Genomic DNA, 13,752 nt, shown 5'->3' on the forward strand with positions numbered 1-13,752 from the left:
CTCTATTGTTGGCTTAGCGCAGGTAGGAGGTCAGGACCACGTCTCGACGGTTATGCCCGAGCGCGCGTGAAACGACCAGGACGGCTTCCTCATCAAGAATGCCGTGGGGCAGGCGTCCCTGTGGCGAGGCCGTTTCTGATGTGAAGTGAGGGCAAGATCTGCTAGGTTGTGAAGTGCGTGTCGTCTTTTTGCCATGCTTGAAAAGGAAGCCTCCAGCAAATGATACCATGAAATTGGGATCCCTTGTACCGCCGGCGCCACAAAGCCGGGCAGCAATTGGTGGATGCAAGTATCCTGCCGCACCTGCCTGAGCCTGATCCACAAACCACCCCAGCCACGAACGCACTAACGCAGCAACGCGCCTTCGCACAAGAGCAGCAGCGTGAAAGCGCACAGCAGCCCCTTCGGCCTCACGCCTTGCTTTCAGGAGCCGTCTGCTCGTCTTGCGAGAGGGCAAGACGACGTGGACTCGGGGCTGCGTACATAGTAAGTGAAGGCCCAGAAGATCCACAGGCAACTGCACAAGCCCAGACTTACATAGGGATTCCAGAAGGCCAGCAGAGTCGCCAGCAGGTAGAGCGGCAATCCCAGCAGTTGGTTGCGTGTCAGCCTCTTTACCTGGCGGGAAGTCACGGCTGGGTGCAGCAGACGGCGCTGATGCGTGGCTGCCCACCAGAGCAGGTTGTAGGCCACATTGATCACAACAAAGACCCCGGCATAGACGGCACACGCTAGGGATGCCGCGGGCGTGATGAGGTACTGGGTCACCAGAGAGGTGGGAAAGGGCACCACGGTGACTAACAACAGTAGCAAGCCATTGGCGAACAGAAAGGGGGTGTCGGTCTTGTACACCAATTTGAAAAGGCCATGATGGCTTGCCCACATGATCAAGATCGTGGCAAAACTCGTCATGAACGTGAGGTAAGACGGCCACCGTGCAAGCAGCGCGCTGCCCAACGCGGGCACGGAGATCGCTCCCGGCAGGTTTGGCACTTGCAAATTGAACACCAGCAACGTAATGGCGACGGCAAAGACGCCATCGCTGAAGGATTCGAGGCGACCGGTCTCTTTTTCGACGGCCCCTGCTCGCTGTTCACGGCCCATTCTCTCTCCTTGCAGATACGCCAAGTACGTTGCCGCACATCTTGGGGTAATGGGAGCATCTGTGTCATGTATTGGTCTCTGAGAAACAACGGAGCGGATTTGCACGGTAAGGGAGTTTCTTCGATCCTCGTTCGGCTCGGTAAGTGGCTTGAGCCAAGGGATGATCGTTTCCCTTTTGCGTGGCAGGAATGGCGTTGTTAGATCGGTACGTTCTCTCTTGTACCGCTTTATAAGCCACTTTATTTTCCTTATCGTGCAAATCCGCTCCGTTGTTCCTCAAAGGCCTTTATCTTATGCTCACGCTCTATGCTTGGTTTTGTCGCCCTGCTTGAGCTGGCCTGCAATGATAACGACGCTTGCAGCGGCAAGGAAGAGTCCGGTGTCCATTGCACCACCGTAGGCGACGCCGGGAGTGAACCAGGGGGCAGGCATACCATCCAGCATGAAGTAGCTCAGGCCGAGCAGTCCTGCACCGATGGCGGCAAGCAGCCCCAAGATCAACAGCAGCCGATCGCCATAGGCGAACAGGATCGCACTTCTTCCTCTGAGAGCATGCTTGGCAAACGGGCGCAGCAACGTTACCAGACCAGCGGTAATGAGTCCCAGACCGGCGAGTGTCTCACCCCACTCGACAAGGAAGCCGAAGAGTGCAGCGTTAGGCACAACCAGTCCCTGCAGCAGAGCCACGAAGAGGCCCGGCAAGCGCCCGCTGCTGGTAGTGGTGCGAAGAAGCTCACTGAGCTGATCAGGGAAGGTTCCCAGCAGGATCTTATCGGCACCAGCTAGCAACCAGGCATAGCCAACGATGAGCTGCAGGCCGACCAGCGCCGGATTCGCGGTCGGAATTACGCGTTCTTGAGACTGTCTGTCAGATTGCGGCTTTACAGATTCTTCTAGTAGTGGTCGAGTTTCAATACGAGGATGAGTCGTTGTATTCATTGCTTTCACCTTTACTAGCCCACCACGCGCCTGAAAATGTGCGGCTGGTGTGCTCTCATCTTTTGTGCCTTTTTGTTTATTTAGGAAGGGGCGGTATATATTTCATTCATTCCTGCTTGACGGTTCGGTACTCCTACACTACCTGGACAGTCAGGTTCATACCGGAATGGATCGTACAATAGAGCTTGAACGTTCCTGCGGTAGTGAAAGGACCAATCGCCTGCGAACTATTGCCTGCAACTTGCAAATCCTTGACCTGCGGTGCACCTAGCTCGGCGCCTGGATGTGCCTTACCCTGCTCCCAGGTTCCATTAGCAATAATGTGCGTCGTTATCGTATCAGCAACCAATGTGACACTTTCTCCCTTTTTAATAGTGATGGACGACTGAACAAACTGCATACTGCTCATGTGGACGACGTTCTCTGTAGAGTGAGAAGCAGGATTAGCATTGCTAGCAGTGCCACAGGCTGCTAGGAGAAGGACGATAACGCTACATAGGGCCAGGATGACACCTGGTTTTCTCAACATATGCTTTACCTCAATTCTAAAATGGTTGGTTGTCTATCTATACAATAGGCGCCATTTATATTGTTCGTAGAATAAATTTTCGCTTTCCCGGTCTCATATAATTTCTAATGAATCCCCTAAAAACGTTCTGGATACAGATTGATAACAGGGTACCGCGAAAATATCCTGACTCATAAAATTTCGTGTTGTCATTTGTATCGTTTTCGTCAAACGTTGGATGATTGAGAATGGCCAAAGTGATCGTTTTTGACGCAATTTTTTTGCATAGTACCGCGAAATGGCTTGTGGTACGGCTTCATTTTGTTGCTCATTTTTCGTTTACCTGATGCAAAAAGCTGCTGCACGATCGTGGCAAGTCAGAAAACATTTTGCTTCCTGCCAGGAAAAGAATTGTGTCAGGCAGGCTAGAAATGCGCCACTTCTGCCTCTCAGCTACTGAGATACGCGAATGGTTATGAGTCAAGAAACGAAATTTTATTCTACGAACAACAGAGCATCTATGAATTCGATCTCGTTGTGCTCAAACCACATTGGTTCCCGTAGCGAGTCCAGAGCAATCAGGTAAAAACCAAAAAACGGGTCATCTTCTTCTCCATCAATGATGTTAACGCGCACAATCGTTCCTTTCAATCCTCGGAACGGACCGTAACTCGTGACCCGTATTCGCTTTCCTTCCTTAGCAAAGTGCTCATGACTCATGATAGGTCAACTCCTTTGTTCATCGCTAATGCTTCAAGGTGAGAAATCTCTTTCTCTCTAATCTCTTCTCTCTAAAGGAAAGAGAGCAACACTTGCTCACACATGCATCATTTTATATTTTCCTGCTATCACAGACGCAACACGTTAGTACCAGAAAAAGGCGTATGGGGAAAGGCGAACGCATCAAACGAACCTATGAAATCGCGTTCAGTTAAATGGACTAGAGCCTGTTTGCAAACCATAAATAACCAAAGCAGAATACAGGCAAGCGTGACCATAGCCAGAAAATTGACCGCACGCTTCTCGTAGCGCGTGGCCACGCGCCGAAACTGCTTGAGTCGATTAATAGTGCGTTCGACCACATTGCGCTCTTTATAGAGGGCTCGGTTAAAGGGCCAGGTGCGCGTCTCATCGCAGCTGCGGGCAATCGTGTACCCAATTCCCGCCGCTATCTCAAGCGGCAAATCTTGCGACTACTGTACGCCTTATCTCCCAGAACCCGCTTGGGCCAAAGCTTGGTGCGCCCTCGCCTCACTCACTTGACTGTACCTTGTTCCATCAATACCTCGAAGAATCGGCTCAATGGGAACACGTTGCTTGGCGACCATCAACGTTTTAATCGCTGTTTCGCGTACATATTTCCCCTCGTGACGCAAATAGGGCAAAATCAGATGAAGAGGAATGATCTGTGAGGACCGGTAGCACCACACCTCCATGGCCGCAGTACAAACCGCCGGTATTGGATCGGTCATCAGCGTGAGCAGTAATTTATCGACCCGAGCGTAAAACCCTGGGCTTTAGCCCTAGGGATAGAAGCGAGTCCTTTGAAGGCGGATAGGGTGGTTGGGGATATCCCTCTCTTGACACTATCCACCTTTTACACTATACTAGAACAAGTGTTTTGGTACAGACACAACTGAAAAGTGTTTGGGCGTTGCAAGGTAAATCGTTCCCTTGCGTAAAAGCACTTGCGTACAAGTGTCCCTGTGCCCTCTCGGCGAGGTCTTTTAAGAGCTTCAAAGCCGCCTTGCCATCCAAGAGAGCAAACACGTATTGGCTCGGACGGAGCCTTCAGGAAACTTCGGTTTGCTGAGAAGCCCCCGGATTTATCCGTGGGGAGTCGTCACCAGAAACTCGTTCTTTCCAACTCGGGAAATCACCTATCAGTATTTCGCGTAACCAGAGGTGTTCTTCTGGATCCAAAGCCAAACTAATGGCAGAGATCACATGCTTCTTCCACGCACGCCGCTGTCAGTGTGTGGGCCACATCCATACGCAAAAGATGCTCGAGGTTTCAACGTCCTCAAGAATCGCCATCAACGCATCGACAGGCAGCAGCTTCTTAATTTCGCACATTAGCCCCAGAATAATCACCTGCTCCGTCGCCGTGGTGCTCAGGCCAAGGTGGCTGGCTTGAGCACTTCCTCACACCACTGGCGAAAGCTGGTAGGGGTGGTGGACTCGGGGGTGCGCGGCTCAGCGTTGTCGATACCGTTGTCCTTGGCCACCATCATATCGACCATGCCCTGCGCCATAGCGTCGGACATTCCGGATGCGGTCAGCCTGGCCTTCAGGGCCTCGCCGGGGATCTGTTGGTAGCGCACTGGCTTACCTAGCACCTCCGACATGATCTGCGCCATGTCGTTGAAGGACAGGTCCTCAGGGCCAAGCACCGGGACGCTGCCCTGTCCACTCCAGGAGTGATCGAGTAGCAGTCTGGTAGCGACGGAGGCGATGTCGCGGGTGGCGCAGGTTGGGACCCTGCGCTCCCCGGATACCATGTCGAAGAACATACCCTGGCTCTTGATCGACCTGATCTGACGGAGCAGGTTATCCATGTAGGAGGCTATCGTCAGTGCCCGATAACTGACCCCCGTGCTTGCGATCAGGTCGTCCTTGGCCAGCAACCCCGCCACCAGCCCGGAGTTTTTTTCCACCGCAGTGCCGCGACCGAGGGCCGAGATCCCAACCACTCGCTTAACCCTCTGACTCTTGAAGGCCTCGCACGCTGGCCTGCTGAAGTCCACGTAGGCGGCCTCGACGCTCGCGGCGTGGGGGTCCGGGGGTACCACCCAGAATACAGAGTCGGCACCTGCGAACGCCCGGCTGACGACGTCGAGGTCGCCATGCGATCCTTGCACGACCTCGACGCGCTCACATATGTGCGCGGGAAGGCGAGAGGGATCGCGTACGATCACGCGGATCGGCTCGTTACTATTGAGCAGGTTGTTCAGAACTTGATGGCCGAACTGGCCTGTAGGTGCGGTGACGACAATCATGAAAACTACCTCCAAGGTTGTGAAACCCCTTTTTCCCGTATGAGAAATACCTGTTTGTGTCTAGTGGGTCACTTGCCAAGTCCTATGGCATTGCCGATGTGCCGGTAATACCGCACGGAACGAATGCGTCGCGGCAACACGTACTGAGTGGTCGCTCCTGATCCTCCCTGCCGGTGACGACGGGCATACGCCCGATCACGGCGGGCATGGCGCTTGCCTCCCCAGGTGAATGGCGTGGGATGACGATTCCACCCTTCGATCGTGTCAGCAAGCCAATCTTTGAGGATCTCCACATCGTAGATATGATGTCCCTCCAAAGCTCGTCGGATGAGAATGCGCTGCACGGATTCGGCCATGTTGAGCCAGGAACCAGCACAAGGCGTGTACAAGAGCCCAATGCCATGTTCTCCACACCAACTCACCAGATCGCGACTGTAGTGGCCTGCGAGATTATCCAAAATGAGCAGCATACGCAAGGGAGGGTACATCCGATCCAGTTGCTCCGCCGCAGGAAACGGGTCCCAATCTTGCCACCGCCGCCCTTCTGGTACCAGTTCTGGGGCAGGCGGACATTGCTTGAGAATGGCCTCCAATTCCTCCTTGAGCCAGGGATGCAAGATGGCATTCGTGCTTTGATCAACGGGTTTGGCTCGCAGTTCACCAGTGGCTGGCCGAAACAAGGTCAAGAATTTGCAGGTCTTGCCACGAATGTATTGATGGTCCTGGCGGCCCGGAGTTCCCTCTAGCTGCCAGGCGTAACCAGGAAGAGGAATAGTTTGATAGGGACCTGCCTCATCTTCACACCACAAGGGTAAACCGAGCCGTTCTGCCAGCACATAGGCTCGCTCTATCGCCGTTTTTTTTCCTGTGTATAGGGATCTTCCTTTTGGTAGACCGTCCCGTCTTTTCCTTTTTTGAGCGTTCTGCCAGTATGGCACCAGGTGCGATCTTTCTGCCAACTGTAGCCAGCCTCGTGCAACGTATGCAGGATCGTGAAAGTGCTTACCTTTGGCAAGCCATCGCTGGCCTGACGCAGGGCGGGTTGCAGCAACGTGAGTGACCAGGTTGCTGTGGCATCCTCCTTGCGGTCAGGAGTTCGGTGGGCCTCTTGCAAAATCCGTGTCCGTTCCGCTGGCCCGTACGTTCGATGGGGTCCCGGCCTGGGCAAATCGTCCAGGGCTAAGATTCCCAAGCTGTTACATCGCCTGGTCACCTTTGTGACTGGATCGTGGCCTTTCCAGCCGGCGAGGCGTGCTGCGCGCGCTCAAGCTTTTCCCCTCAGCCACTGCCAGTAAAGCCACTGCTCGCTGATGGCGGATACGCGGCTCACTTGAGGCTCGACTCACTCGCTGTAATTCCTTCTGTTCCTCTTCGGTCAATGCTCTCAACGGTTCCGATGCTAAACGCGACATCTCCGGGCTCCGTCCATATGGTTTTTCTCAGCTTCTCACATTCCTGTCGCAAATAGCAAGTGACCCACTAGTGCAATCTCAGGAGACCTAATGTGTAAGAGGGAGCGTCCCTCATCTTCGTTGACACAGGAACCCTGGCTCTATTGCACTACAGGTCTCTGGAACCTGCACTAGCGCTGACTTTCGCAGGAAGGATACTCTAAAAAGAGAGCCCCTTCAAGAGTCATTTTTGCAAATTTCATGGTATCATTTGCTGGAGGCTTCCTTTTCAAGCATGGCAAAAAGACGACACGCACTTCAAAACATAGCAAATCTTGCCCTCAATCGCACCTTCACGATGCCATTGTATCGCCAGTTGTATGATCGACTGCGTCATGCCATCCTCAGTGGTCAATTGCATCCAGGTCAAGTCCTCCCTCCCATCAACACGGGTTCTGGCAAGCGAATATTTTCCGTTGTTTTAGCACATACTGCGGATCAAAGTCCTCCCTGTTTTTCATGCAAGCCCAGACCAAGTGCAGCAGCTTGCAGGTGGCAGCACAGCGGGCAACCTTCATTGGCAGGTCCTCAACTCGCAACCGATCATAGAACTGCTTGATTACAGGATTGTACTGGGCGGCGCTTAAGCTGGTAAGAGAGACGGCTGTACGGAGGGCGGCATTGCCTGTATGTCCGAGTTGTCTTGGAACCAGGGGCAGGTTTGTCTAAGTTCGTCATACGTGGTCAAAGCCACAGGATACGGTACAAACTTGAACCAGCCCAGGATAATGAGGGACTCTCTTACGTTCGCAGTCATGCCGAGGCTCGTACCTCGTCCTCACCATCATCTTGGAACCGATGTGCCTCTATACGAACTATCACCCATAAGGGCTAGTGGGCAAGACCATCAGGTTCGTAGTTGATACCAGCCAGTCGAGATTCTCGGCATAGTGTATCGCTGTACTCAATTTCCTCTATAATCATTAATATAATGATACGCCCGCTTCTTTTTCTTCTATTGCTTTAATTGTCAAAATAAGGAAAGTGATTTTTTGTAATCTTTTTGTTTCGAGGAGTGTATTTGTGTTTCTCTTTGCTTCATTTTATCTCGACAATAAGAATTATATTGGTTATACTTAGCAATACATCCAACCTCCAATTTATGAAAGGGGAAAACTACTAAAGCAGAAATGTTGAGATGGCCTTCTTGGGAAGTTACCAGAGAGGGTCAATGGAGAGAAGAACCTGAACGGTTGTATTTTTAGCTTTATTGCATTTGCATGCATCTATTTATGAGAGAGAGGATTCTTTGTGAAAAGCCACTCCCCTTTTTCCCTTGCTCGATGCGGTAAGCAGGCGCTGTTTGCCCTATTTTTACTGTTGATGTGTTTCCTTCATGTTCCCGTTGCCCATGCAAGCTTGCTTGCACCCGCCTCGACTGGTCCTGGTCAAGGTATACAGCCGGGTCAATTGTTGACTGGAGGAAAGGGGCACCAGAAACAGAATTCCACCTTCTTGCAGCAAAAAAATCAGTGGAAACCACACGTTGTACTGGCTTCACAGGCTCACCTGAGCTATTCTCCGGCACAATATGTCAGTGAGCCTGCTTATACCGGTACCGATTCGGCTGGACGCGGCTATACCGATAAATATTTCTGGAATGAGTGTGGACCAGGCGCCTCAACAGCCACGCTGGGGTACTGGGGCGTCAATCTCAAAAAGGGGGCGCACACATACCGTGATCCTTACACCACGACAACATGGAATGATACCAATTACACTTCCTATGTCCAGTATATTGCGACGCAGAGCCATCCCTCAGCTTTTACTTCAGCTGGCGAGATGAGCTACCAGAGCTATCCGAACGCTTATGCTACCTTCGATGATGTCAGGGATGTTTTAAACTGGGAAGCGTCGGGCCATAGCTCCAGCTATTTCAACTATTTCTATGCAGTGCTTGGCGTAGATAGCTTGACCAAGGCGAGCTTTAAGAATGATGTGCAGCAAGATATTGCCTTGAGCAAGAAGCCGCTCATTGTTTCTGTCAATGACAACGTCCTGCCGGATTGGATCAACTCGCCTGGAACAAGCCATTTTATCACCATCCTCGGGTACGATTTCACCAATAACACCATGACCTACTCTGAGACCTGCGGGCAGAAGTCTTGTAATACACAGGGCACAGGCGTTTACACCATTACTATTGATCAACTCTGGAGTGGGATGGTCTATGATAATGGCAATGGTGGCATTGTCTGGTAACAAAGTTTTCTGGTGAAAGAAGAGATTTACCCTATGAGCAAAGGCACGCGGTCGTCTACCTGGCTGCAACTCATGGCAGGCCTCTGCATTCTCGGCCTCGTCCTGCTTTTGACAGCCTGTGGAGAGCATCCAGCAGCAGTTTCACAGATTAAAGCGACACCACAGGCAAGCGCGACGCCGAATCCTGATGCGCACATCGTCCCGGCTTTTATCGACGATAAAACTGGGCCAGGCTCAAGAGCTGTGCCGCAATTTGCCTATGACAGGCAGCACAAGACACTTGTGCTCTTGGGTGGCAAGAGCTTCAATGGCTATTTACAGGATACGTGGACCTGGGATGGGCATGCCTGGACGCAACAGCATCCCGCGACCTCGCCAGGACCCATTCTTGGGGCCAGTATGGCCTATGATGATGCCACGGGTCTCGTCGTGCTCTTCGGCGGCTCTCCCATTTTCGGTTCAGCTACGAGTGATACGTGGACCTGGGATGGCAGCACCTGGACCCAGATGCATCCTAGCATCGCTCCACCACCACGCAGGGATGCCACTCTGGTGTATGATGCAGCGATTGGGCAGCTTGTCCTCTTTGGGGGGTATGGAACGGACACGAAATCTCCCTTGAACGATACGTGGACCTGGGATGGGCAGACCTGGACTCAGCAGCATCCCGCTACTTCTCCTTCAGCCCGCTTGAATGCAAGCATGGCCTATGATGCTGCCATGCGCACGGTGGTGCTTTTCGGGGGAGATGACATGGGCGCACCCATTCCCCTCTTGAACGATACGTGGACCTGGGATGGCACGACGTGGACCCAACAACATCCCGTCACCTCTCCCGAGGTGCGTTTCACCAACGATGGGACCTTATATGGAGCCTACCCCTCTCCCACTGCTATGGTCCTGGATGAGGCTTCCCAACAGGTGATCCTGACGCTGGCGGGAGGTGAAGATTCTGATAAACAGAAAATCCAGGTTTCCTGGGCCTGGAATGGAAGAACCTGGACTCAACAGTCAGTACAACATCTTCCAGAACAAAAGATGTACCTGTTCTTTAGTGCGGCGCAGAAAACCGTCTATGCTTTTGCCACTTCCATCACTATGAGTACATTCAATGATAGCTTATGGCGGTGGAACGGCAAAACATGGCAATCCCCTACAGGGTAAGTTTTGAGAGCTCTAGAGCTTAGATCAATGCGGAGGCATAATTGCCTCCGCATTGATCTTCTTATCGTTTTTCTTGTTGTCTTCGACTGCTAGAGTTTCCTCCTTGCCCCGTTCGAGGGCTGCGACTGTGGCGGCTGCCGCATCTTCCAGATAAAACCAGGAGGTGACCGCGCGGCCCCCATCAGGCAGAGGAAGGCTTCGGCGACGCAGGTTCTCCAGGAGAGGGACGAGAGATGCTGGCCCATAAAAGTATCCATAGCGCAGCGATATCCCCTCGATCCAGTCTGCTTGGGTCGCTTCCCAGATCTGTCGCTCCAATGAGCGGAACCCGGCCACGTGCCGTTCGAGTTGGGAAGAACTTCCAGCAGGTGCGAACGGACCATCTTCAGTGATGACCTTTTCGCCCCAGTCACCGTAGCCGTAGCCTAACGTCATCGACTCCGCTACGAACCTGCGTGCTCCTACCTCCCTGGCGGCAGCGAGCAGATTCGTGGTTCCAGCATCGCGCAGCGCGTTGGTGGCATACATATCCTGATGACGCAGAGGCGTCTTCTTGAGCGCGGTCAGCGCATGAATGACGGCGTCGGCTTGCACCGCTCTGAGCAGGTCGTCGCGATCCATCACATTTGCCAGGATCGGGTGAGCGCCAAGGTGAGAGAGGTGATCCATACTCTCAAGAGAGGCATCAAAAGTCATGTAAAGGGAAACGGTCTGTGCTCAAGCTCACTGTGTGAAATGTGGGTTAAGAGTCAGGGCTTGAGCCGTGGGGAGTCGTCACGTAGAAACCCAGGTGCAAGAGAGCATCGATTTCAGACATGGTATCGATGGGAGGACACCTACTCCCCTGGAGATTGGGCTTTGGGCAATCCAGTTCTAGCCATAGCACGCGGAGCTTACGGCACCTCAGCTTACATGCCTTCCGCTGACCACCGCTGTTCCATAATAGGCTCTTTTTCCCTCCATCTTTCGATTTCAGGTGGTTAGGCGCTCCAAGAACCTCCCTCTAAGTTTTTCCCGGTTGCACTGGGGATCTATCAAGCGCGACACGGCGCACATATAACACGTCACCAGACGCAAAGGAGCGGGCACCAACGACACCAGAGTGGAAACGTGGACATGACGCTGTCGATTTTTGGGGAATTCCTCTGCTGATGAGAGAACCTTTTTCTTGGCCAGTTGCTGAGAAATCGCCTGAAGAGGCCAAAAGAGGAGATATGTATCAGCAATGCAATCGCGAGAATACTTACCCGAAAATCGACAGCGTCATGTTCACGTTTCCACCAGTGGCGAGTTCAGTCCTCAGCTCACCGCTTTCTTCACGAGCGCAGCGATCTTCGCCTCTTCTGCAGCAGTCAACTCCTTCAGCGCGAAGGCGACCGGCCACAGGGTGCCTTCGTCGAGGTTCGCGCTGTCGTTGAAGCCGAACGTGGCGTACCTCGTCTTGAACTTGTGCGCGGGTTGGAAGAAGCAGACGACCTTGTCGTCCTTGGCATACGCGGGCATCCCGTACCAGAGCTTCGGCGAGAGGGCTGGCGCGCTGGCTTTGATGATCGCATGGAGCCGCTCGCCGAGGGCGCGATCCGGTTCCGGCATCTCGGCGATCTTCGCGAGCACGTCGCTTTCCCCTTCCGCCTTGTTCTTGTTGGCGCGCGCTTCCGCCTTCTGCTCTTTGGCGCGCTCCTTCATCGCGGCTCGTTCCTCGTCTGAGAATCCCTTGGACTTCTTGTTGATCGCGGCGGTGCTCTTGGTGGACTCCTGTGTAACTTTCTTTTCAGACTGGCTCATAAAAATCTCCTCACCTTTACTTAGGTTAAAACCTCACCGCAGTTCGACTGCGGACTTATGCTATTCTCGTCATGTGACGCCTCATGTGGCAGTTAAGCCGCGGGCGGCGTTTCTTCAAGTGTGCTCTCTCAGATTTAGCATCCTTGGGGCATCGGCTCTCCGGCCTCCATTAACATCTTCATGTCACCCCGCTTAGCGTTGTAATCTCCGGCCTGTTTCTACTTAAGAGCCTTGCTCGCTCTTCCATCTTTTCCGTATTGGCTTACCAGTATCAGAGTATATCGTTGAAAACGCGCTTTCTACAGTCAACTCGAATAAAATGTAATGATCCTGCGGCTGATACCCATATGTAGTAGCAAGCTCCCGCATGGCGGGACTATCAGTGAAAAGAGCATGCCCTACCAGCCAAAACTCTCCTTCACCACCATCATTGCTACTTACCCAACAATGCAACGAATAGCCAGAACCACGCTGTAAATCATGCCCTTTCGGAGAGGTTGGCTCCATAAACAAGAAAAGATGCCCCTCGCCTATAATTGGCGTCACAGGATGAACTCGGGGCATTCCGTCAGCACGAACGGTTGCCAGATATGCTGGACCACTTTTTAATCGAGCCTCGCCAAAGGCAGAGAGTTCTGGTTCAGCGAGCGCAAAATCTTGCCAGGACTGTTTCATACATTCTCCTGATTTTTCTGCTCAACTTAGAGTCAATCGGCGCGACGCCTCGCATGATCCAGTTTCGCGCCGATGTGCCCGGCGGCACGCGTCTGAGCAGTTATGACCTGCTCTCTGTCTGGTGGGAGCGGCTGCCGGCTCCCACGGTTGGTCACCGCGATCATGGCAATGATGATCGCGTAGCGCGATCGCGGAGGCGACTAGGATTGAACCATCAGCCACCGGTTGCCATCGGGATCACGGAGGTCAAACCACTTGACGCCAGACCCCGGGCCATACAGGTCATCCTTCACTTCGTTGACCTTGACGTCCTTTGCTTTGAGCTCGTTGTACGCCGCTTCAATATTTGAAGTCGAGAGATAGAGATTCATCGTACCAGGTTTCATGTGTTCATGCATCGTCGACAGCGTCAAAGAGGCACCTCCTCCTGGGAGCGAAAGCGAGACCCAGTGGTAATCGCCTTGTCCGTAGTCTTGGGTGACAGACCAGCCCAATTGCTCCGCGTAGAACGCTTTGGCCTTCGCCATATCAGTGACTGCCATCATCACCATCAGGATTTTTTCATCAGCCATTGTCATAACCAACCTTTCAATTGTTGTAAAACAGTGATTTCCTAACTTGAATTGAGCATACATGCTCAAGCATCATTCTTCTTGCTCTCGCTCGTTTCAAGTGAGAGCAGCGTCAGACCAAGACGGACAATCTGTAGGAGCACTCCATGCAGCGCGGCCTGATCCGGCAACGTCCCCGAGAGCAGCGTTGTCCCGGTTTCCTGCTGTTCGATGCAGAGCCCGCCAAAGCGGTCTTGCCAGGACGGGTCCAGGTGTCCCTGGATCCGTATCATGTAGAACATCTGCCTCCTCCGCATTCTGCGCGTTTCACGGCCTTCGCGCCGTGCTCGGAAAAGCGAACCAGTAAGATCACC

At 53.0% G+C, this 13,752-nt stretch carries 16 protein-coding genes and 1 pseudogene; 2 read left to right on the top strand and 15 right to left on the bottom strand.

Going from position 1 to position 13,752, the window contains the following annotated elements; all coding sequences use genetic code 11:
- Positions 1-13: 13 nt before the first annotated feature.
- From KTE_RS47845 to KTE_RS47855, 10 genes and pseudogenes are all read right to left on the bottom strand, one after another.
- Positions 14-229, bottom strand: a complete 216-nt coding sequence (locus KTE_RS47845; protein ID WP_236600599.1) for a hypothetical protein — start codon at positions 227-229, stop codon at positions 14-16.
- A gap of 194 nt (positions 230-423) precedes the next feature.
- Positions 424-1,104, bottom strand: coding sequence for a TMEM175 family protein (locus tag KTE_RS27235; protein WP_201386563.1), 681 nt, complete (start codon positions 1,102-1,104; stop codon positions 424-426).
- Positions 1,105-1,401: 297 nt separating this feature from the next.
- Complete coding sequence (locus KTE_RS27240) at positions 1,402-2,043, bottom strand: hypothetical protein (protein WP_201386564.1); 642 nt, start codon at positions 2,041-2,043, stop codon at positions 1,402-1,404.
- A 133-nt stretch (positions 2,044-2,176) separates the two neighbouring features.
- Positions 2,177-2,572, bottom strand: a complete 396-nt coding sequence (locus KTE_RS27245; RefSeq protein ID WP_201386565.1) for a plastocyanin/azurin family copper-binding protein — start codon at positions 2,570-2,572, stop codon at positions 2,177-2,179.
- Between the two features lie 474 nt (positions 2,573-3,046).
- Entirely contained in the window at positions 3,047-3,271 is a 225-nt protein-coding gene (locus tag KTE_RS27250; protein WP_201386566.1) for a KOW motif-containing protein, read from the bottom strand.
- 245 nt (positions 3,272-3,516) lie between these two features.
- Positions 3,517-3,654: pseudogene (locus tag KTE_RS27255) on the bottom strand (transposase); the annotation flags it as partial.
- Positions 3,655-4,665: 1,011 nt separating this feature from the next.
- Complete coding sequence (locus tag KTE_RS27260; protein WP_201386567.1) at positions 4,666-5,550, bottom strand: NAD(P)H-binding protein; 885 nt, start codon at positions 5,548-5,550, stop codon at positions 4,666-4,668.
- A 68-nt stretch (positions 5,551-5,618) separates the two neighbouring features.
- Positions 5,619-6,386, bottom strand: coding sequence for a transposase (locus KTE_RS27265; RefSeq protein ID WP_236600600.1), 768 nt, complete (start codon positions 6,384-6,386; stop codon positions 5,619-5,621).
- Positions 6,387-6,397: 11 nt separating this feature from the next.
- Positions 6,398-6,742 (bottom strand): hypothetical protein, encoded by a 345-nt coding sequence (locus tag KTE_RS47850; protein WP_236600601.1) that lies wholly within the window; start codon positions 6,740-6,742, stop codon positions 6,398-6,400.
- Between the two features lie 4 nt (positions 6,743-6,746).
- The gene (locus tag KTE_RS47855; RefSeq protein ID WP_236600602.1) at positions 6,747-6,962 is read right to left on the bottom strand and encodes a hypothetical protein; all 216 of its coding nucleotides are present in this window, start codon (positions 6,960-6,962) and stop codon (positions 6,747-6,749) included.
- 1,290 nt (positions 6,963-8,252) lie between these two features.
- Here KTE_RS47855 and KTE_RS27280 point away from each other — a divergent pair.
- Both KTE_RS27280 and KTE_RS27285 read left to right on the top strand, forming a co-directional pair.
- Positions 8,253-9,203 carry a hypothetical protein gene (locus KTE_RS27280; protein ID WP_201386570.1) on the top strand — a complete coding sequence of 317 codons (951 nt, stop codon included), beginning with the start codon at positions 8,253-8,255 and terminating at the stop codon, positions 9,201-9,203.
- 33 nt (positions 9,204-9,236) lie between these two features.
- On the top strand, positions 9,237-10,367 hold the full coding sequence (locus KTE_RS27285) for a kelch repeat-containing protein (RefSeq protein ID WP_201386571.1): 1,131 nt from the start codon (positions 9,237-9,239) through the stop codon (positions 10,365-10,367).
- Positions 10,368-10,391: 24 nt separating this feature from the next.
- Here KTE_RS27285 and KTE_RS27290 read toward each other — a convergent pair whose 3' ends face one another.
- The 5 genes from KTE_RS27290 to KTE_RS27310 form a co-directional block, all read right to left on the bottom strand.
- Positions 10,392-11,036 carry an NAD(P)-dependent oxidoreductase gene (locus KTE_RS27290; RefSeq protein ID WP_201386573.1) on the bottom strand — a complete coding sequence of 215 codons (645 nt, stop codon included), beginning with the start codon at positions 11,034-11,036 and terminating at the stop codon, positions 10,392-10,394.
- 630 nt (positions 11,037-11,666) lie between these two features.
- On the bottom strand, positions 11,667-12,152 hold the full coding sequence (locus KTE_RS27295) for an iron chaperone (protein WP_201386575.1): 486 nt from the start codon (positions 12,150-12,152) through the stop codon (positions 11,667-11,669).
- 222 nt (positions 12,153-12,374) lie between these two features.
- Positions 12,375-12,827 (bottom strand): pyridoxamine 5'-phosphate oxidase family protein, encoded by a 453-nt coding sequence (locus KTE_RS27300; protein WP_201386577.1) that lies wholly within the window; start codon positions 12,825-12,827, stop codon positions 12,375-12,377.
- Between the two features lie 200 nt (positions 12,828-13,027).
- Positions 13,028-13,399, bottom strand: coding sequence for a glyoxalase superfamily protein (locus KTE_RS27305; protein WP_236600603.1), 372 nt, complete (start codon positions 13,397-13,399; stop codon positions 13,028-13,030).
- Between the two features lie 65 nt (positions 13,400-13,464).
- A complete protein-coding gene (locus tag KTE_RS27310) occupies positions 13,465-13,680 on the bottom strand; it encodes a hypothetical protein (RefSeq protein ID WP_201386581.1) in 216 nt (71 codons plus the stop codon).
- Positions 13,681-13,752: the final 72 nt, after the last annotated feature.

The sequence above is a fragment of the Ktedonobacter sp. SOSP1-85 genome, assembly GCF_016587415.1.
Classification (GTDB): Bacteria; Chloroflexota; Ktedonobacteria; order Ktedonobacterales; family Ktedonobacteraceae; genus Ktedonobacter.